A 20,254-nucleotide genomic window follows, 5' to 3' on the forward strand; every position below is an offset into this window, starting at 1 on the left:
AACGCCGGTGCACACACGAGATGCCCGGGTGCCATGTGCTTGCTGTACGTGGCTGAGACGGCTGTTTGGCCGAACCGTAGAACCTGATCTGGGTAATACCAGCGATAGGAAGACTTCATACTGTGACTGATCATGTCATCGCTCATGCGTTTAGTTATCGGCATGCGAGTAGGCGAAAGCCTGCTCTTGTCGATCTCACATTGAAAATCTCCCGTGGGGAACGGGTCCTTCTTTTGGGTGCATCGGGGTCGGGTAAATCTACTTTGCTCGCGGCTATTGCGGGTGTTTTGGCTGATGAGGACGGCGAACATAGCGGAGAGCTTCAGGTTTCGGGAACCCCTGGCATGGTGTTACAGGATCCAGATTCGCAGGTAATTTCCTCGCGCGTGGGCGATGATGTCGCCTTTGGGTGCGAAAATATGTGTGTTCCGCGCGATCAGATTTGGCCGCGAGTTACCCAAGCATTGGCGCAGGTAGGTCTAGATTTGCCGTTGGATCATCCCACATCCGAGTTATCTGGTGGCCAAAAGCAACGATTGGCACTTGCTGGTGTTATCGCGATGGGGGCGGATATTGTGCTTCTCGACGAGCCCACTGCCAATCTTGATCCGGATGGTGTGCGGGAGGTGGTGTCCAATATCAGCAGAGCAGTAGAGACAACCGGTGCCACCATGATTGTTGTGGAACACCGCGTGAGCACTTGGCTAGATCATGTCGACCGCATTATCGCACTAGGACCTGATGGCAGGGTGCTTGCCGACGGTCCCGCACGCGACGTGATCGCCAAACATGGCCGTGAACTGAGCGAATTAGGAATCTGGGTACCAGAAAACGACCCCCAATTACCAGCGGCACTGACCCCTACTCACAGCGATACGGCGATACATGCCCGTGAGCTAGCTGTGGGCTGGAATCAACCACTAGGAACTTATAGCTTTGATATTCCCGCTGGTGCCTCCACCGTAATCACCGGTGCTAACGGAAAAGGAAAATCTACCCTCCTACTCACGCTCGCCGGATTGCTACCTGCGCACAGTGGGCGAGTAGAAGTTGCCCACAACATCGCACGCGGGCTGCACACCGATCCGCTGCGTTGGAAATCCAAGGAACTAAGTTCGCGTTTTGGTTTCGTCTTTCAAGATCCCGAGCACCAATTTGTAGCTGCGACGGTTCGGGAAGAAATGCGCGTGGGGCTTCATGACCACAATCACCTTGCTCGAGCTGATTTACTCCTCGAGCGGTTGCGGCTTGATCATTTAGCTGAGGCCAACCCATTTACCTTGTCCGGCGGGCAAAAACGTCGATTGTCGGTGGCAACCATTTTGGTTAACACCCCAGATGTAGTTTTCCTTGATGAGCCAACCTTTGGACAAGATCGCACGACGTTTATCGAGCTAGTTACCTTGCTGCGCGAGCTAACCGATGCTGGTACCACGGTTGTTTCGATCACTCACGACGAGCTCTACCGACGTTGCTTGGGTGACAAGGAGATTGCATTATGAACCTTCTACAAGCCACCAACCCCGTCACCCGAGTAGCAGCACTCATGTTGTTGACCACCCCGCTATTACTCAGCGTCGATGTCGTGTCAGCGGCCGTATCTCTTGTCCTAACGATCGTGCTGTCACCACTTGCAGGTGTTGGCGTGGGCACGCTGCTGCGGCGCGGTTTCCCGCTTCTCATTGCTACCCCCATCGCGGGAATATCCATGGCGCTTTATGGTCGACCCGAAGGACACGAATACTTCTCGTTCCTTTTTGCCCACGTTACTGATAACTCCCTCCAGCTAGCCGCAGCGATCATGGTGCGTGTGCTGGCAGTAGGGCTTCCAGCGATAGTTCTTCTCGCACACATCGACCCCACCGAACTAGGAGATGGCCTCGCACAAATCCTTCGTCTGCCACATCGCTTTGTCATCTCGGCTGTCGCAAGCACCCGAATGATCAGCCTTTTTACTAGAGACTGGCAGTCGATGCGACGTGCGCGCCGGGTGCGCGGCATTGATGATTCGAATCGGGTTCGGTCAAGTTTTTCGATGGTGTTTGGCCTGTTGGTGCTCGCTGTTCGTCGCGGCTCCAAATTGGCGACAGCTATGGAGGCCCGTGGTTTTGGGCGCAAATCTGAGCGTACGTGGGCGCGGGAATCTACGGTGGGTGCCGCTGATGCGGTGTTGTTGCTGGTGTGCGTGGCGGCGTCGACAAGCGCGATCGTGGCGGCGATCGTGACAGGAAGTTTTAGGTTTCTCGGCGCATGATCGTGCTTATCGACGGCCCCTCCGGTTCCGGGAAAACTACCTTCGCGGGATTTCTTGGCGAGATTTTAGGAATGCGCATCGTGCATTTTGATGACCTGTACCCAGGGTGGCATGGATTGGCTGCTGGAGTTGAGATCGTTACTGCCCTCCTAGAGGGAGCGGGAGGATATCACCGTTGGGATTGGGAGAACAACGTCATGGGGCCGTGGGTGGAAGTGCCCGAACGGAACTTAATTATTGAGGGGGTGGGTAGTCTTGCCCCCAGCGTTGTTCGAGCGGCGCGGCAGCATGGCCCAGTATTGACCATGCTGTTTGATGGCCCTGAGCAGATGCGACGGAGCAGAGCGCTCGCCAGGGATCCGTTTTATGAGCCATGGTGGGAGATGTGGGCTGAGCAAGAAGCTCGACATTTTGCGACGGTAGAGACGCCGGATGTGACACGGGGGTATCCCTGACGGGGGCACTTTAGGGGGTGATGACGTCGGCACTGCACCTTCATTGTGAATGTAATCACGTACTCTTAAAAATGCAGGTCTAAGGTATTTTTAATGAAATAAAACTATTATTTGATAGTTTTAGTGACTTGGAGGGGGATAAGTGGCTTCGTCGTGATGTGCGTTACGGGATAGGATCTTGCTCAAGCAACGAAAGTTTCCTTCTAGCCAAACGCGCGGACGCTGTTGCGAATGATGTCCACATCCCTTGGGAGGTCTCACATGACGCTAAAGAAGACTCTCGCCGTCGGCATGACCGCGGCACTAGCTCTAGGCCTGACTGCCTGCTCTTCGGATTCCTCATCCGGAAGCACTGGCGGTTCGGGTGACAATTATGTTTTGGCAAACGGATCAGAGCCACAAAACCCTCTGATTCCGGCCAATACGAACGAGGTCGGCGGTGGCCGAGTCGTTGACATCATCTATGGCGGTCTGGTCTATTACGACACCGAGGGCAAAGCGCACAACGAGCAAGCAGAATCCATCGAACTCGAAGGCGATCGTATCTACAAGATCACCTTGAAAGATGGCCTGAAGTTCTCCGACGGTACCCCAATCAAGGCAGAGAACTTTGTTAAGACGTGGAACTATGCCGTCGCTAACGATCAACTCAACGCTTCCTTCTTTGAAGGCATCAAAGGCTTTAAAGAAGGTGTCAAGGAGCTCGAAGGCCTCAAGGTAGTAGACGACAAGACCTTCACTGTCGAACTTGATCAGCCAGAATCCGACTTCCCATCCCGCCTAGGTTACTCTGCCTTCTTCGCGCTACCAGATGTAGCTTTTGACGATATGGCAGCATTTGGCGAAAACCCTGTGTCCTCCGGTCCTTACAAGTTAGCGGAGTGGAACCACAACGAGTCCTTGACCATCGTTCCTAACGAGGAATACCAGGGCGATCGCAAAGCGAAAAACGATGGTGTGAAGTTTGTCTTCTATGCATCCCAAGACGCTGCATACTCCGACCTGCTCGCAGGCAATTTGGATGTTCTCGACCAAGTTCCAGACTCCGCATTTGCCACCTATAAGGATGAGCTAGGCGATCGTGCGGTTAACCAGCCAGCTGCTGTCTTCCAGTCCTTTACCATCCCAGAAAAGCTGGAACACTTCTCTGGTGAAGAAGGTGCACTGCGTCGCGCAGCAATCTCTCACGCAATTAACCGTGAAGAAATCACCAAGACGATCTTCCAAGACACCCGCACCCCAGCTAAGGACTTCTCCTCGCCAGTCGTTGACGGCTACAAGGAAGGCCTGAAGGGCTCTGAGGTAGTCAAGTTTGATTCCGCAAAGGCAAAGGAACTGTGGGCTCAAGCTGACAAGATCTCCAAGTTCACCGGAGAGTTCACCATTGCCTATAACTCTGATGGTGGCCACCAGTCGTGGGTTGATGCAGTAGCAAACCAGCTCAAGAACAACCTCGGTATCGCAGCAAGCGGTAAGCCATACCCAGACTTCAAGTCGCTTCGCGACGAAGTCACTAACCACACCATTACCGGAGCATTCCGTACCGGCTGGCAGGGTGACTACCCACTGCTCGGCAACTTCTTGCAGCCTCTTTACGCTACAAACGCAAGCTCCAACGATGGTCAGTACAGCAATCCTGCATTTGACGCCAAGCTAGAAGAAGCCGCAGGCGCTAAGTCTGTTGAAGAAGGCCTCAAGCTCTACCAAGAAGCAGAAGAAATCCTCTTCAAAGATCTCCCAGCTATCCCACTGTGGTACGCAAACGTCAACGGTGGCTCTTCTGACAAAGTCTCCAACGTGACCTTCAACTGGAAGTCCGTTGCAGCATACGAACAGATCACCAAGGGATAACACCCCCTGCCCGTGAACTCCGTCGTGAGCCCCGCGTCACCACACGCGGGGCTTCGGCGACGGATCTAGATGTTGAAATAAGGAACCACATATGTTGCGTTATATCGGGCGCCGATTGCTCCAAATGATCCCCGTGTTCTTTGGTGCAACCCTTTTGCTCTACGCACTCGTCTTCTTGATGCCTGGCGATCCAGTGGCCGCCCTCGGCGGCGACAGAGGCCTAACCGAAGCAGCCCGCGCTCGCATCTCAGCCGAGTACAACTTGGACAAACCCTTCCTCGTTCAATACCTGCTCTACATCAAGGGTATTTTTCAGCTGGACTTTGGTACTACATTTTCCGGCCGCCCAGTTGCAGAAGCAATGGCTCATGCATTTCCTGTGACTATCAAGTTAGCTGTCATGGCACTGATCTTTGAAGCTGTGTTCGGTGTTATTTTTGGTGTGATCGCCGGTATGCGTCGCGGTGGCATATTTGACTCCACCGTTTTGGTCCTCTCGCTTCTCGTTATTGCAGTGCCTTCCTTCGTGATTGGCTTTGTTTTCCAGTTCTTTGTGGGAGTGAAGTGGGGATTACTCCCTGTAACTGTTGGTTCAAATGTCTCGGTGAAGTCGCTTCTTATGCCCGCCATCGTATTGGGTGCGTTGTCTTTTGCCTATGTTGTTCGTTTGACTAGGCAGTCCGTATCGGAAAATCTCACTGCTGATTATGTTCGCACTGCGCGAGCTAAAGGCTTGAAGGGGTCGACCGTGACGATGCGCCATGTGCTGCGTAACTCGTTGATTCCAGTGGCCACATATTTGGGTGCTGACCTAGGCGCCTTGATGGCCGGTGCGATCGTGACTGAGGGCATATTCGGCATTAACGGTGTTGGTGGAACTATGTACCACGCCATTTTGAAGGGTGAACCTACTACGGTGGTGTCATTTACCACCGTTCTCGTGATCGTCTACATCATCGCCAACTTGGTCGTGGACTTAATCTACGCCCTGCTTGACCCAAGGATCCGCTATGCATAACAATAACTTTTCGCGTCGTGGCCAAGAGCATTTCGTTTCCAGCGTCGACGAAACCGGTCTGGGTGCTGTCGACGCCGTTGCTGATGAATCGGCACCAACCTCTATGTGGGGCGAAGCATGGACCTACTTACGACGCCGCCCTTTGTTCTGGGTTTCAGCAGCGTTGATCTTCCTCGCTTTGCTCATGGCAATCGTGCCGCAGCTTTTTACCTCCACTGATCCGCAGTTCTGTGAACTGGGAAAGTCGTTGGCAAAACCTGTACCTGGTCACCCCTTTGGTTTCGATCGTCAAGGTTGTGACATTTACTCCCGCATGATTTACGGCGCACGTGCGTCCGTTGCCGTAGGCGTGCTCACCACCATCGCAGTGGTGCTAATCGGCACCGCGATTGGTTCCGCAGCAGGCTATATCGGTGGTTTCTTGGACACCTTGCTGTCGCGCCTGACAGATATTTTCTTCGCGGTGCCTCTCGTGCTCGCCGCCATCGTTGTAATGCAGATGTTCAAAGAGTCTCGCTCCATCATCACTGTTGTCGTCGTGCTCGCTTTGTTCGGTTGGACCAACATTGCCCGCATTACTCGTGGTGCGGTGCTGTCCACTAAGAACGAAGAATTTGTTACAGCTGCTCGCGCTGTTGGTGCCTCGAGGTGGCGTATTCTCACCACTCACGTTCTTCCTAACTCCGCAGCACCCATCATTGTGTATGCAACCGTGGCATTGGGTACTTTCATCGTGGCAGAGGCAACCTTGTCCTTCCTAGGCATTGGCCTCCCACCGAGCATCGTGTCGTGGGGTGGCGACATCGCCAAGGCGCAAGCGTCGCTACGCACGCAGCCCATGGTGCTGTTCTATCCTGCCGTTGCCCTTGGCCTTACCGTCTTGAGTTTCATCATGATGGGCGACGCCGTCCGCGACGCCCTCGATCCAAAGTCTAGGAAGCGATAATCATGTCTGAGAAAAATCAACAGCCGCTTCTAGAGATGCGTGATGTTCGCATCGCTTTTACTTCCACCACCGGAACCGTTGAAGCAGTCCGTGGAATTGATCTAACTATTTACCCAGGACAATCGGTCGCAATTGTTGGTGAATCTGGATCCGGTAAGTCCACTACGGCGATGTCCATCATCGGGTTGTTGCCAGGCACCGGCAAAGTGACCGATGGGCAGATCATTTTCGATGGCCAAGACATCACCACATACAGCGAAAAACAAATGCAGGAGTTACGTGGCTCCCACATTGGTTTGGTGCCACAGGACCCGATGAGCAATCTCAACCCTGTGTGGCGCATTGGCACGCAGGTGAAAGAATCCCTCAAAGCCAACAACGTGGTGCCGGGCTCCCAAATGGACGAGCGCGTAACCCAGTTATTGGAGGAGGCGGGGCTTCCCGACGCTGCCCGCCGCGCCAAGCAGTACCCTCATGAATTTTCTGGTGGTATGCGCCAGCGCGCCTTGATCGGTATCGGCCTGGCCGCACGTCCTAAGCTCTTGATTGCCGACGAGCCGACCTCTGCTCTCGACGTCACCGTGCAAAAGCGGATTTTGGACCACCTAGAAAATCTCACCCATGAGCTCGGTACCGCGGTGCTTTTCATTACCCACGACCTTGGCCTAGCTGCCGAGCGCGCAGAGCACCTCGTGGTCATGCACCGTGGTCGTATCGTGGAATCAGGCCCGTCGCTCGATATCTTGCGAAACCCTCAGCACCCCTACACCCGTCGACTGGTCAAAGCTGCACCATCACTGGCATCAGCGCGCATCCAATCTGCTCAAGAAAAGGGCGTTGAAAGCTCGGAGATCCTTGCAACGGAAAAGAAGACCGATGAGGAAATCATCCGCGTTGAAAACCTCACCAAGATCTTTAACGTTCGCGGCCAACGCGGTGACAAAGCTGAACTCAAAGCAGTTGATGACGTCAGCTTCAGCCTGAAAAAGGGCACCACATTGGCGCTGGTGGGTGAGTCCGGATCCGGAAAATCCACCGTGGCCAACATGGTGCTCAACCTCATCGATCCCACGACGGGCAAGGTCTATTACAAAGGCACCGATCTTTCCACACTAGGAAAGAAGGAGCTTTTCGACATGCGCCGCAAGCTCCAAGTAGTGTTCCAGAACCCTTATGGTTCTTTGGATCCGATGTATTCGATTTTCCGCTGTATCGAAGAGCCCCTCCTAGTGCACAAGGTGGGTAGTCGAAAAGAGCGGGAGAAGCGCGTAGCTGAGCTGCTTGATATGGTTGCTATGCCGCGCTCTGCGATGCGTCGCTACCCGAATGAGCTTTCCGGTGGTCAGCGCCAGCGGATCGCCGTCGCGCGAGCACTCGCATTGAACCCTGAGGTGATTGTGCTCGATGAGGCAGTTTCGGCTCTTGACGTTCTTGTTCAGAACCAGATTCTGCAGCTTCTGGCTGATCTCCAACAGGAGTTGGATTTGAGCTACTTGTTCATCACCCATGACCTTGCAGTTGTGCGTCAAACAGCGGATCATGTTGTCGTCATGCAAAAAGGTCGCGTAGTAGAGCAGGGCACTACCGACGAGCTGTTCCTCAATGCACGTGAGGATTACACCCGTGATCTGATCAACTCTGTTCCAGGTCTTGGCGTTGAGCTCGGTACGGGAGAAAACCTGTAATTTCATCTTAGTGACGGATTAGAGCTGCCATGAAATAGGGCTGCTTGCATGGACGCACCAATTGGTAGGTATAGCAATATGCTTGTTCGTTGCTGAGTTACGCGCCACCCGTATTGGGGGTGTCCCTATGTTTTTGTCAAGCTGCGGGCTGGCTGTGTGTGGTCAAAACTGTGGGGGTGCTTTGTCGTATGACTAAGGGGCCGGTGAGTGTGAACTCATCGGCCTGCAGTTTTTACTTTATGCCGCTACAGCGCGGGCGGGGTGATGACAATGCTCCTTTAACTCATGTGATAATCATATCCATTATCGATTAGCTTCAAGTTTCCTAAGGTCGAACTACCTAGTTGCCGCATTACTGGCGTCAACTACCCTCATATCGCCTATTTCAGCACATGCAGAAGGTTTTTTGAGACTCGTCTCGACGGTGTGCGTACAGGATTTATTACGCGCTCTTGGAATGACCGTAATTATGATGGGTATAACACCGAAATTACAGCCGCTAATTGTTTGAATAATCCTCACGGATCGCCAGGTAGGGTTGAATTTACTCTGAAGAAAAAGATTCCAGTGTTGCCGGACCATGATTTGGGTACCCGTATTCTTAACGGATGCTATAGGGAGTGGGACCGTGGTAACTGGGGGCGAGTTGCTGCTGGTGACTACTATGCTGTTGTGGGTACTTTTGATTGGAATCGCCTGACTATTAACTGGCTAAAGGTAGGTTACTGACGATGCTTGAGCTTCAGAATGTCAAAGTTAGACGCTCCGGAAAGCTTTTACTCGATGTACCATCGTTAAAGATCGATTCTCGTGCCACACTTTTATTGGGGGTAAACGGCGCAGGAAAATCAACACTTCTATCAATTTTGGCAGGGCGTTTAGCACCTTCTGCGGGGCGTGTAAACGGATCTAAATCGGTTATTAGCGTGGAGCAGCAATTTAAACCCATCATTGGTTTTACGTGTGTTGAATACTGTGCATATGTTGGCTGGTTGGGTGGACAAGCTTGGTCAGTTGCACGTCAAAAGGCGTCATACTGGCTTGAGTTTGTTGGAATTGAACATCTAATGCATCAGCGTTGTGAAAAACTAAGCGGTGGTGAACGTTCGCGCTTAGCCATTGCTACCGCACTAAACTCCGGTGCCGATATGTTGCTTTTGGATGAACCCAGCGCTGCATTAGATCCAGTGAGTAAGCAAGCGATTAGCGACTTATATTGTCAAATAGTCGAATATGGACAATCGTTATTGGTATCAACTCACGATAGCGCTGATTTGAAGTTCCCGTTTGAGCGCGTGATCGTTCTCGATGCTGGTCAAATCCGATTTGATGGCTCATGTGCTGAGTTTCAAGATCTGTCGTTGCAGCAAGGAGATTCTCCAGCTCATATACTTTCTAAAGCATTCAAGAAAAGGGAGCGTAGGTAGTATGTGGAAATTCCCTAGATCGCACTGGATAAAACGTCCCTCTTTATGGTGTTGCATAGGCGCTCTTTTAGTATGTTTTTGCCGCTATCTCAGTGGACTGTGGTGGCATATACTCCTTCGATTCTAGCGAATGCTACAATCGTGTTTTACATTATCATTCCAGCAATGGCTGTGGCAGTGGCATGGGAAGCATCTCGGTTTCGGCCTGTGATTGGGGTAGCCGCTAATTCCGTACGAAAAATTCTTTTGGATCGACTGCTTTGGTTTGCTTTATTCCCTCCGCTTGCTTACACAGCGTCGGTTATTTTTCTTGCCGGAAATCTGACAGCTCTCAATTCTTCTATTTTTATAGGTATGCTTGGTTATTCCTGCATACTTGGTATTGGATGGGTAGTTGTCGGGACCGTAATAGGCTTTTCGTTACGTCCAGCTATATCGGTAGGCTTAGCTGGCGTACTGTCATACGGATGGTATGCACTTCTGCCTTCTATGATTGCTCCCGGAGCGATACGGCGGTTGTCTGGCGACTTCCTAGCATGTTGTTCACTTGATGCAGATTTGGATCGCCGTGCTGTGGTCATTGCAGGTGGCGTAATTTTGGGTGTAAGTATGCTCAGTATTGCGTTGTTTTCCCTCATTAAAATGCAATCATCCAAAAAGTTACCGGTGATGGCAGGCTGTGCAGGAGTTGCTCTGATTGTGATTAGTGCGGTGGCGAATCACTCGTTGACTGACAATGGTTTGATAGCGCGTAACCGTGCAGACCTCGTCTGTATAGACGGAGTGTGTGCTTGGCCTGAAATACCAAAAGATAGTATCGCACTTAATGCTCGTGCTCGGGAAAAGTTTGCTGAAATTATTCCTAATGAATGGAGTGAGTATGCAACAGCGCCTGTGGTTTGGGGAGAAACTGACGATCAATCAAGCATTGAGTTTAGTGGTCAACGGACTCTTCCTGGGGTATTGGGAGACTATGTGGACTATGTTGGTTCGATCGAGTTGGCCAGAACGGGAGTTGAAATATGCGGTACGCCATTAGAAAAAATTGGGATCGTTCGCAGTGGCCTTGCATGGAATCCAGAGGAATTGGTATCTATCGAGGCGGTTGAGCATCGCCTTGAACATTCTTTGTGTCCAACGAGGTTATAAGCATATGCAATCGAGATTTGGACTTTACTGTAGGGCGCATCGTGTTATTCAGGCAACAAGCTTTATTTTAATATTATTGGCGATAGTAGTGCCTGCAGGTCATATGATTGTTTATATACCTTGGTTAAATGGAACAAATCTTGTGACTATTAACGGGGTAGCGGGGATAGCGTATGGCGCGACACCGGTAATGCTTTTTCGGAATGAAGGAACGAGGTTAGAGCTTTTTTCTTTATTCCCGTGGCGACTGATTAATGGCGTAATTCTGCTAATTTTATGGATTGTACCATGGGTAATGTGTGGGATATTTAGGCCAGCAAGTCAATTTGCGTATATTGCTACTTGCTCAATAGCTCTGGCCGTTGTTGTAGGACAATTTTTAAGATCAGATACCCTAATACTGTTTATTATTGGCCAGTTTTTGCTTCAGACAGTGATGTGGCAGAGCGTCAGAAATCTGCCCATTCGCTTCATTATGTTTGCCGTAAATCAACCACCACTGAAAGTTGCGTTTATTATTAGCGTTTCTTTGTTTGTAATTAGCCTTATATGGGTGAGAGATCCACTTAAAACAAATAAATTAGGTCAGTAGTTGATGTATGCAGACTAAAAGCATTTGTCCTCAATTACGAACTGCAATGCCTTATTTTGCAAGAAGTTTTCTTTGAGATATAAAAACGCTACTATTCGGCACTCTTCTGGTGAAAATTATTTCAATTTGTGTAAGTGTAAGATTTGCTGACTGGTAAATGGCGAAAAGTGTGGCCATTTCGGTCGCTTTCAGATTTTGGAAAGCTCTTAGTGTGGTTCGAGCTTATGTATTGTTTCTTCTCGTATAAGAAATTTATTATTTGCTTTAGGCTTGACTGCTCTAATGATTGGAGGGCTGTTATCTTAAGATAAAGCTTTAGGTGATGGAAATGTGGACTATTTTAATCGCCTATTCCAGCGTGACAGTATATGTTTTAGATTCCACGGTGATAATCTATTTCATTCTTTTGTATTGTGGTGGTTAAATATTTTGACGTTATTTTTCTACTGCTAGAAGTAAGGGTAGACATTCTCTGTTTTATTTTCTATAAATTTGCTATTTCAGAGAAGTCGTCGATATGAGTATTAAAGCTTATGTCTGATTGTCGGGCTACTTGACGGATGTTGTATTTAGTCTTACGGCTGATTCTGTATTTTAAGTTAATATGGTCAAAGTGCTTGGATACTCTTTGAGATATGAATTAATAGGGGGCTACATAGCTATGAGTGATAGTTTGTGGCTGCGCTTGACCAATATATGAAATCTTGCGGGTCTTGCTGTTTTGCTAGAAAAGTGAAACCGTCTTCGATGAATCATTTGAACAGAGGGTGTCAGTCCCCGTACACAAACGGACTGACACCCTCTGTTCTTCCTACTTTAACAGGGAATTCACCACATATTGACGATCCTGCCAGTGTAGTTCCGTCGTACGTGGCAAGATGTTCCGGGTTGTCGAAGAAGGGCCTATCGTCGATTGCTAGTGAGATCTTCCCTGCGTTCTTGATGTCGAGCTGGGCATGCTCATTAAAATTCTGGAAAGTGGGAAATAATCAAGTATGTTCAACGATGGTGGTGTGTTGCTCTTTCAACGCGTTTGTGCCCGCATTAAACTTTTACATTTTTTAACATGCCGAAGGATTCCTTGGCTTCCGAGATCGCTGGCGATTCGGCTAGGAGGATAGGCTAGCGAGGCTTGGCTCTTGCGTCGGGAAGGCTGTGGCGTCGACGAGCGGAGCGGGCTTGTCGACGCTTCCCGGTGCGGGGATTCCGGCTGCCGCCGCGATCCAGTCGGCGTGTTCTGCGGTGGGGATGTACCAGCCGACGCGGCCGGATGCACTGCTCATGCTGAGTACTCCTATGACGTGATTGCCCTCTAGGAGGGGGCCGCCAGAGTCGCCTGGGCGTAGTACACCTTGGCTGATGTGGTTTTCGATCATGACTGCTTGGCGGTCGGGGCTGGGGACGTCGGTGACGCGGCGTTGCATGGTTGCAGCTGCTGCCATGGGGATGCCGGTGAAGGTGCTTCCGTAGCCGGCAACTCCGAAGCGGTTACCTGGTTGGGTGTGACGTCCAGAGATTGCGGATGGCGCTATTGGCGCTGGGCGATCGAGGTGGAGGACGGCAAGGTCTGCTTGGGGGTGTGCCACGGCACGTACGGCGGTGAAGTGATCGGCGCCGAGTCGGACGTGGCCGAGGCCGCCGTTGAGGCAGTGTCGTGCTGTGAGCACGGCGGTGGGGCTGACGAGTGTGCCGGTGCACTGCATGTTGTCAAAACTGACGTACGCTAGCGAAACTTGATGTGACGGTGTCGGACTAATCACTGCTTGTGCTGGCATGGTCGCCATGGTTGATGCTGCGATTGCGGTCAGGGTTACGGCTAGGGTACGAAGTTTCTTCATCTAGAGAATTTCTTTCAGAATTTCGGTTGGTCGGGCGATCCGCGTTCCCTTGCATGTTGCCACAATTGGGCGCTGAATGAGGCGTGGGTGGGTGACCATGGCCTTGATTAGCTCTGATTCGGGGGTGGTGGAGCTGAGTCCGAGTTCTTTGTATTCGGCTTCTTTGGTGCGGATTGCGTCGTGCGGGCTGAGGTGGGCGTCGGCAAGCAAAGTGCGCAGCTCTTGTTCACTAGGAGGGGCGTCGAGGTAGCGGATGATGGTCACCTCGTCGTCGCTGTGTTGTTCTATGTACTCCAAGGCTTTGCGCGAGGTGGAGCAGCGGGGGTTGTGATAGACGGTAATCATTCGGCCTCCTTAAGCGTGATGTTTTTTGCCCATGTTAGTGGGTATCCCATAGCGGCGAGCCATGCCATGGGGTCGTCGTTATGGCGTGTGATGCCGTCGACGGCTAGGAGGGTGGCATCGATGGCTTTTTCGGCGTCTTCTGCGGTGATAAGCCCTGCTGAGGTGGCGGCGGCGAGTTCGTCGGTGTCGTCGACGCGTACTGGTTCGCCTACTACGCTGATGAGGTCGACGTAGAGGTCACGGGTGTGCCACGTATGGCCGTCGTGGCTGATTTCGGCGATGTCGAAGTAGAAGTCTTGGTGTTCGTCGATGCCGTCGCGGAAGTGGAAGATGTTGGCCCGTAGGTTGATCTCGGGCAGAAGCCAAGATTCGAGGTATCCGAAGCGCGGGTGGTTGGCGCCGCGGGCCATATAGAGGCCGAATTCGGTTTCGGAGTAAGTGTCTACATCGCGGTGAAAACCTTTGGGGTCGATGTTGTTCATCGCCGTGATGTTAAAGGTTTCTTCTTTGACTGGATGTAGGTCTGTCATGGGTTATTTCACCTCGAAGAACATGGTCGTAGGAAGGAATGTGCAGGGGCCGTCGCCGGTGCCCACGGTGCCAGCTGCGACGGCGATTACGCGCCCGCGACCGGTGTTGGCTACTCCGGAGATTGTGGCTGGGCCGTCTGGGTTTATTCCGTTATTGCCTAGTGGCGCTGCACCTCCTCGCAGTGTGGAGAGGTTGAACCAGTGCACTGTCATGGTGTGGGTGTCGGTGGCCGGTGCTGTGCCTAGGGCGGTGAAAACGAAGGCGGATTGTCCAGCTCCCGCTCCTGGTGCTGGGATCGATGTGGGACCCGGTACGGCGATGACGGATCCTACTGAGCTTTGGTCTCCTTTAATGCACCGTGGGGAAATGCTTGGCCAGAATCCTTGAAAGAACCGCGGTGCTTGAGGGGGCAACGCAACTGTTGGGGTGCCGGTGCCTTCATAGAATGCGACTGTGGCTAGGAGGGGGGCTTGTAGTGCTGGTGGGAGGGTGCTTGCGAAATGGCGGACGGCATTGAGGATTTCTGGTTTGGGGCGTCCGAGTTCGTCGAGGGGAAACAGTGGTGACGTACTGCTTGTCGACGTAACCTGCTGGCTTGATTGCGCACTCGCAATAGGGGTGGTTGTCACACTAAGGGGGAGTAGTGCTGCGAGTGTGGCAGCTAGTGCGGTGGTTGCGAGTCGTCCCACGAAAATCCCTTCTTTGGTGCGATGTGGGAATCCTAATCCTTAGGCCACATGCGCAACATTAGTCACATTAATGTACTTCATTCACAGTAGAGGCTTGGAGTTATGGCTTTCAAGTGTTTTTGAGTTTGGAGTACATCTCTATGGGGATATCGGCTACACCCGCAGTAGCGTTACCAATTCGTAATAAATGCATTTCTCTAGGAGGGGAGGTGCGAAATGGGCTCTGGTGGAGTAATGTATCCACGCTGTACTAAGCGCTCATTTCGACGTACTTCCGTGATGGCGGTTGCCAGGCGTTCGTCGAAAAGCGGCCACTGAGGCATGAGAGTGCATATTTAATTTTTCAGGAGATTTCTTTGACACGTCCAGAGTTTCGTAACGTCGCTATCGTCGCGCACGTTGACCATGGAAAGACCACGCTAGTCGACGCTATGCTGCGCCAGTCCGGAGCCTTCGATGAGCATGCTGAGCTTGTTGACCGCGTGATGGACTCTGGTGACCTTGAAAAAGAAAAAGGCATCACCATCCTCGCAAAGAACACCGCTGTGCGTCGCCGCGGTGCTGGCAAAGATGGCAATGACGTTGTTATTAACGTTATTGACACCCCAGGCCACGCTGACTTCGGTGGCGAGGTAGAACGCGCGCTGTCCATGGTGGACGGCGTTGTTTTGCTTGTTGACGCCTCCGAAGGCCCACTGCCACAGACCCGCTTCGTGCTTGGCAAGGCTTTGGCCGCGAAGATGCCAGTCGTAATTTTGGTGAACAAGACCGATCGTCCAGACGCTCGTATCGACGAGGTTGTCGAAGAGTCTCAGGATCTCCTCCTAGAGTTGGCATCGGCACTCGATGATCCAGCGGCTGCCGAAGCTGCAGAGCAGCTGCTCGACCTGCCAGTTCTTTACGCTTCCGGCCGTGAGGGCAAGGCAAGCACCGTTAACCCTGGCAACGGAAACGTTCCAGACGCTGAGGATCTGCAGGCATTGTTCGACGTGATCTACGAGGTCATGCCAGAGCCAACCGTAAACGTAGATGGCCCACTGCAGGCACACGTGACCAACTTGGACTCCTCTTCCTTCTTGGGTCGTATCGGCCTGATCCGTGTGCACTCCGGTTCTTTGAAGAAGGGCCAGCAAGTTGCGTGGATTCACTACGACGAAGAAGGCAACCAGCACACCAAGACCGCTAAGATCGCAGAATTGCTGCGCACCGTTGGCGTGACCCGTGTTCCTGCAGACGAGGTTGTTGCAGGCGACATTGCTGCTATCTCCGGTATCGACTCCATCATGATCGGTGACACCCTCGCTGATCTTGAGCACCCAGTGGCTCTGCCACGTATCACCGTTGATGAGCCAGCGATCTCCATGACCATCGGTGTGAACACCTCGCCACTTGCTGGCCGTGGTGGCGGCGACAAGCTCACCGCACGTGTGGTCAAGGCACGCCTTGAGCAGGAACTCATCGGTAACGTTTCTCTGCGCGTTTTGCCTACTGAGCGTCCAGACGCTTGGGAGGTTCAGGGCCGCGGCGAAATGGCTCTGTCCGTTCTCGTTGAAACCATGCGTCGCGAAGGCTTCGAGTTGACTGTGGGCAAGCCACAGGTTGTTACTCAGACTGTCGATGGCAAGCTCTTCGAGCCATACGAGCACATGGTCATCGACATTCCTTCCGAGTACCAAGGCAACGTCACCCAGCTCATGGCCGCTAGGAAGGGCCAGATGCTGTCCATGGACAACATCTCCGATGAGTGGGTTCGCATGGAATACAAGGTTCCAGCCCGTGGCCTGATCTCTTTCCGCACCATGTTCATGACCGAAACCCGTGGTACCGGTATCGCAAACTCCTACTCCGAAGGCCTTGACGAGTGGGCTGGCGAAATCAAGGGCCGTGCTACCGGTTCGCTCGTGGCTGACCGCTCCGGTCAGATCACTGCCTACGCACTTCAGCAGCTTGCCGACCGCGGTAACTTCTTCGTCGAGCCAGGCACCGAAGCCTACGAGGGCATGGTTGTTGGTGCCAACAACCGTGACGAGGACATGGATGTTAACATCACCCGTGAAAAGAAGCTGACCAACATGCGTTCCGCAACAGCAGACGCAACCGTCACCTTGGCAAAAGCTCGTAGCCTCTCCTTGGATGAAGCGATGGAGTTCTGTGGCCAAGACGAGTGCGTTGAGGTCACCCCTGACGTGCTGCGCGTACGCAAGGTCATCCTAAATGCAACCGAGCGTGGTCGCGCGCGTGCACGCGAAAAGGCTCGTAACAAGTAAGATAGGTTCCATGTCAAACAAACACCGTATCCTCGTTCCACTACTGGCTACGGCGCTTGTGTCATGTTCAGCCAATCCAGGACCTGCACCCGTGGAGAAGGAACAACCTACTTCCACGACCACCACGCCTGCGAAAAAGGCGAAAAAGACCTCGGAGATCGCGGTGGGCATCGACCCTATCAACGGCGGCCTCAATCCACACATGCTTGCCGACGACTCCACCTTCGTCAGATCCCTTGCAACCTTAGTGCTGCCGAGTTCTTATATAGGCGGTGAGCTCAATAGCGATTTGTTAGAAAGTGTGGACGACGTTCCCCCTCCTAGTGGATCGAAGGCTGTACAAACAATCCGCTACAAGATCCGCCCAGAGGCCCAATGGTCGGATGCCACGCCAATCACGGTGTCAGACTTTGAATACCTGTGGCATGCGATCGTCGAAACGCCCGGCACTCTAGGTGCGCCGTACTATCGTGCGATCGGGCAAATCCGTTCAGCTGATGGCGGCCGTACAGTCGACGTCGATTTGGCTCAGCCATTGCACGATTGGCGCGTACTTTTTAATAATCTGTTGCCCAGCCACGTGCTTCGTGGTGGGGACTCTGATTTTTCCACCGTGCTTGCCGACGGCATCCCTGCTTCCGCTGGTCGCTACTCTTTTGCAGGTGTTGATCGTCAGCGGGGGATTGTCACCTTGAATCGCAATGATCGGTTCTGGGGAGAAAAGCCGGCTACCGTGGAAAACATCAAGTTCCGCGAGGTGACTGATATTGCCCAAGGTCGCGAGCTTTTACGTACGGGTCAGATCAAGTTCCTTGATATCACGCCTACTGAGGTGGCAAGGGAAGCATTTGAGCTCATGCCGAACACGCAGGTGCGCACGACCACCACTTCGCTTAATCTTCAGCTGATAGCCAATACCCATTTGACTCTTAAGCAGCGTGCTGACCTTCAATCGCTTATCGACGTCCATACCGTTGCTCGCATTGCCATGGGGCGAAGTACTGATCTTGGTGTTGGTGATCAGCCGTATGAGCCACACGCGGATCACTTGATGTCTCTAGGAAGGCCGGTGCGAATCGGAGTAGATCCCAGTGACCCAGAAGCCCAGATGGCTGCCCGAGTGCTCTCGGATGTTCTGGCTCGAAAATCAGTGAAAACCCAGTTGGTAGAAACCGACACCACCGACCTCATTGGTTCAAAATTAGCCGCGTCAGCTGTCGATGCGATCATCACATGGAGTGCCGCTAACGCCATGGAAAAACTACAGTGTGCTCCCACACCGACCAACGTCAACATCGCATTGTGGTGCGACCCAGATACTGACCAACACATAAACGATGTGCTCAGCGGAGCCATGACGCGTGAAGACTTCAATTCCTACGCCGCTGACGTAGACCACCAGCAGCACCTTACCACCGTCATCGCACCCGACACCCGCCTCCTAGTCCTCGGCACACAACCCGAAGGAAAAGGAACGAAATTTACCAACTGGCCCATGGGACTTACCTCCATCGGGCAATGGAGCATCAACGAGGAATAATGCGAGATCTCATCGGATTTAAAGCAGTAGCAGTACACGCACACCCTGACGACGAAGCCATCTGGACCGGCGGCCTCCTCGCCAACCTAGCTGCCCGAGGTGCCGACGTCACCGTGGTCACATGTACCCTCGGCGAAGAAGGCGAAGTTATCGGCGAACCCTACCAAGGGCTCACCAACAAAAACGCAGATCAGCTTGGCGGATTCCGTATCCACGAGCTTCACAAGTCCCTCTCCCTCCTAGGCGTGCGCGGCGAGTTTCTAGGAGGGGCGGGATGCTGGCGGGACTCCGGCATGATCGGCGACCCCGCCAATGAACACCCACGCGCCTTTATCAGCTCCGGCGATAAATCTATCGAGCAGCTCACCGAAATCTTCGAACGCCTCCAACCTGACCTTGTGATCACCTATGGTCCAGACGGCGGCTATGGACACCCCGACCACATTCGTGCGCACAACATCACCCACACCGTGGCCGAAAACATGGACATTCCACGAATCTTGTGGGCAGTGACTCCGCGCACGGAACTCGAGCAGGGGATGGCGGCAATCACCACCCTTCCTAGTGGCTGGCGCCGTGCACTTCCAGGCGAAGTCGCCTGCGTCGACCACGTTGACCTCACCATCGCACTCGACGACCACGCCTTTGCCGCCAAAGCCGCAGCCATGCGCGCTCACGCCACCCAACTTTGGCTTGCCGACGCCACCATTTCCGACGTCAACCCCCACGCCGCCATCGCAGGGGTCGCCGACCCCAAAGCCGCACCCCTCGTCTTTGCTCTCAGCAACCTTATTGCCCAACCCCTCCTAGACATCGAATGCTATCAACTAGGAGGAGGAACACCTCTGACCTCCAATGACCCCACCGAGGGCATCCGCTAACACACAGTTTTCTCTAGGAGGTAGGAATGGCTGATCAATCGTATGTTTATCAAGGATTCAGTAGGGCAGAGGCTGCGTGGGGAATCTTCTGGATTACCCTTGGGGCTTTGACCTCCCTCCTCCTAGAGGTGGTGTACCTCGATACGCGTATCGACGGTTTTCCAGTGCCCTACACCATTGTGGTCGCATTTCTATTCAATAGAGTTTTGACTAAAACATCACTGCTGTGGTCGCGTACCCCCGCGATTGCCCTGATTCCAATTTTTGTTTGGATCGCGGGTTTTGTGGTTTTGACCATGACTCCTGGGATTACTGGGGATCAGATTGTGGGGCAGAATTTGCGCGCAATCCTCCTCCTAGGCGCTGGCGTTGCTGGGGGCAGTTGGCCTCTTTTGTCTAGGAGGTGACATAATGAATCGCATCACTCAATCACTCGAATTGGAGAATATCTAACCGATGACGTACACAATCGCACAGCCCTGCGTTGATGTCATGGACCGAGCTTGCGTTGAAGAATGCCCCGTGGATTGTATTTACGAGGGTAAGCGCTCACTCTATATCCACCCCGATGAGTGCGTGGATTGTGGCGCCTGCGAGCCTGCATGCCCTGTCGAGGCTATCTTCTACGAAGACGATGTCCCTGATGAATGGATCGATTACAACGATGCGAACGCCGCGTTTTTCGATTCTCTTGGTTCTCCTGGTGGTGCGGCGAAGCTTGGGCCGCAGGATTTCGACGCTGCTTTGGTGGCGTCGCTTCCACCGCAGGTTTAACCACTTTTCCTA

21 protein-coding genes and 1 riboswitch are annotated in these 20,254 nt (G+C 52.8%); of the genes, 16 read left to right on the forward strand and 5 right to left on the reverse strand.

The annotated features are described in order from the left end of the window. Positions 1 to 15: 15 nt before the first annotated feature. A riboswitch (TPP riboswitch) is annotated at positions 16 to 128 on the forward strand. From AT687_RS04165 to AT687_RS04215, 11 genes are all read left to right on the forward strand, one after another. Further along, complete coding sequence (locus AT687_RS04165) at positions 123 to 1,502, forward strand: ABC transporter ATP-binding protein (RefSeq protein WP_014301674.1); 1,380 nt, start codon at positions 123 to 125, stop codon at positions 1,500 to 1,502. Its footprint overlaps the riboswitch before it by 6 nt. Continuing rightward, complete coding sequence (locus AT687_RS04170; RefSeq protein ID WP_003850895.1) at positions 1,499 to 2,254, forward strand: energy-coupling factor transporter transmembrane component T family protein; 756 nt, start codon at positions 1,499 to 1,501, stop codon at positions 2,252 to 2,254. Before AT687_RS04165 ends, AT687_RS04170 begins: the two co-directional genes overlap by 4 nt. Then, positions 2,251 to 2,709, forward strand: a complete 459-nt coding sequence (locus tag AT687_RS04175) for a nucleoside/nucleotide kinase family protein (protein ID WP_014306741.1) — start codon at positions 2,251 to 2,253, stop codon at positions 2,707 to 2,709. The genes AT687_RS04170 and AT687_RS04175 overlap by 4 nt, the downstream gene beginning before the upstream one ends. Before the next feature lie 261 nt (positions 2,710 to 2,970). Next, the gene (locus AT687_RS04180; RefSeq protein ID WP_014318893.1) at positions 2,971 to 4,560 is read left to right on the forward strand and encodes a peptide ABC transporter substrate-binding protein; all 1,590 of its coding nucleotides are present in this window, start codon (positions 2,971 to 2,973) and stop codon (positions 4,558 to 4,560) included. A 91-nt stretch (positions 4,561 to 4,651) separates the two neighbouring features. Further along, positions 4,652 to 5,578 carry an ABC transporter permease gene (locus AT687_RS04185; protein ID WP_003850902.1) on the forward strand — a complete coding sequence of 309 codons (927 nt, stop codon included), beginning with the start codon at positions 4,652 to 4,654 and terminating at the stop codon, positions 5,576 to 5,578. Then, the gene (locus AT687_RS04190) at positions 5,571 to 6,524 is read left to right on the forward strand and encodes an ABC transporter permease (RefSeq protein WP_014318894.1); all 954 of its coding nucleotides are present in this window, start codon (positions 5,571 to 5,573) and stop codon (positions 6,522 to 6,524) included. Before AT687_RS04185 ends, AT687_RS04190 begins: the two co-directional genes overlap by 8 nt. Before the next feature lie 2 nt (positions 6,525 to 6,526). Continuing rightward, positions 6,527 to 8,209, forward strand: coding sequence for a dipeptide ABC transporter ATP-binding protein (locus AT687_RS04195; RefSeq protein WP_014318895.1), 1,683 nt, complete (start codon positions 6,527 to 6,529; stop codon positions 8,207 to 8,209). Between the two features lie 426 nt (positions 8,210 to 8,635). Further along, the gene (locus tag AT687_RS04200; RefSeq protein WP_010934696.1) at positions 8,636 to 8,938 is read left to right on the forward strand and encodes a hypothetical protein; all 303 of its coding nucleotides are present in this window, start codon (positions 8,636 to 8,638) and stop codon (positions 8,936 to 8,938) included. A gap of 2 nt (positions 8,939 to 8,940) precedes the next feature. Further along, positions 8,941 to 9,636, forward strand: coding sequence for an ATP-binding cassette domain-containing protein (locus AT687_RS04205; protein WP_014318896.1), 696 nt, complete (start codon positions 8,941 to 8,943; stop codon positions 9,634 to 9,636). A gap of 165 nt (positions 9,637 to 9,801) precedes the next feature. Then, complete coding sequence (locus AT687_RS04210) at positions 9,802 to 10,785, forward strand: hypothetical protein (protein WP_226813734.1); 984 nt, start codon at positions 9,802 to 9,804, stop codon at positions 10,783 to 10,785. A gap of 88 nt (positions 10,786 to 10,873) precedes the next feature. Beyond that, complete coding sequence (locus AT687_RS04215) at positions 10,874 to 11,377, forward strand: hypothetical protein (RefSeq protein ID WP_129060460.1); 504 nt, start codon at positions 10,874 to 10,876, stop codon at positions 11,375 to 11,377. Positions 11,378 to 12,486: 1,109 nt separating this feature from the next. Here the strand turns inward: AT687_RS04215 and AT687_RS04220 are convergent. The 5 genes from AT687_RS04220 to AT687_RS13275 all read right to left on the reverse strand — a co-directional run bounded on the left by AT687_RS04220 (position 12,487) and on the right by AT687_RS13275 (position 15,103). Then, positions 12,487 to 13,215, reverse strand: coding sequence for a S1 family peptidase (locus AT687_RS04220; protein ID WP_014318898.1), 729 nt, complete (start codon positions 13,213 to 13,215; stop codon positions 12,487 to 12,489). Then, positions 13,216 to 13,560: an arsenate reductase (glutaredoxin) gene (arsC, locus tag AT687_RS04225; protein ID WP_010934700.1), complete on the reverse strand. Its 345-nt coding sequence runs from the start codon at positions 13,558 to 13,560 to the stop codon at positions 13,216 to 13,218. Next, complete coding sequence (locus AT687_RS04230) at positions 13,557 to 14,090, reverse strand: ribonuclease FAU-1 family protein (RefSeq protein ID WP_010934701.1); 534 nt, start codon at positions 14,088 to 14,090, stop codon at positions 13,557 to 13,559. Before AT687_RS04230 ends, arsC begins: the two co-directional genes overlap by 4 nt. Positions 14,091 to 14,093: 3 nt before the next feature. Further along, positions 14,094 to 14,780: an Rv1157c family protein gene (locus tag AT687_RS04235; protein WP_014318899.1), complete on the reverse strand. Its 687-nt coding sequence runs from the start codon at positions 14,778 to 14,780 to the stop codon at positions 14,094 to 14,096. A 197-nt stretch (positions 14,781 to 14,977) separates the two neighbouring features. Beyond that, positions 14,978 to 15,103 carry a hypothetical protein gene (locus AT687_RS13275; protein WP_014308203.1) on the reverse strand — a complete coding sequence of 42 codons (126 nt, stop codon included), beginning with the start codon at positions 15,101 to 15,103 and terminating at the stop codon, positions 14,978 to 14,980. Between the two features lie 33 nt (positions 15,104 to 15,136). On the opposite strand from AT687_RS13275, the gene typA reads away from it, so the two are divergent. The 5 genes from typA to fdxA are packed head-to-tail and all read left to right on the forward strand — an operon-like array spanning position 15,137 to position 20,242. Further along, positions 15,137 to 17,047: a translational GTPase TypA gene (gene typA / locus AT687_RS04240; protein ID WP_003850924.1), complete on the forward strand. Its 1,911-nt coding sequence runs from the start codon at positions 15,137 to 15,139 to the stop codon at positions 17,045 to 17,047. 10 nt (positions 17,048 to 17,057) lie between these two features. Continuing rightward, entirely contained in the window at positions 17,058 to 18,587 is a 1,530-nt protein-coding gene (locus tag AT687_RS04245) for an ABC transporter family substrate-binding protein (RefSeq protein ID WP_021334967.1), read from the forward strand. Beyond that, positions 18,587 to 19,468, forward strand: coding sequence for an N-acetyl-1-D-myo-inositol-2-amino-2-deoxy-alpha-D-glucopyranoside deacetylase (gene mshB, locus AT687_RS04250; protein ID WP_010934705.1), 882 nt, complete (start codon positions 18,587 to 18,589; stop codon positions 19,466 to 19,468). Before AT687_RS04245 ends, mshB begins: the two co-directional genes overlap by 1 nt. Positions 19,469 to 19,494: 26 nt before the next feature. Continuing rightward, a complete protein-coding gene (locus AT687_RS04255) occupies positions 19,495 to 19,875 on the forward strand; it encodes a hypothetical protein (protein ID WP_014318901.1) in 381 nt (126 codons plus the stop codon). A gap of 49 nt (positions 19,876 to 19,924) precedes the next feature. Further along, a complete protein-coding gene (gene fdxA / locus AT687_RS04260) occupies positions 19,925 to 20,242 on the forward strand; it encodes a ferredoxin (protein WP_003850933.1) in 318 nt (105 codons plus the stop codon). Positions 20,243 to 20,254 lie beyond the last annotated feature (12 nt).

The sequence above is a fragment of the Corynebacterium diphtheriae genome, assembly GCF_001457455.1.
Lineage (GTDB): Bacteria > Actinomycetota > Actinomycetes > Mycobacteriales > Mycobacteriaceae > Corynebacterium > Corynebacterium diphtheriae.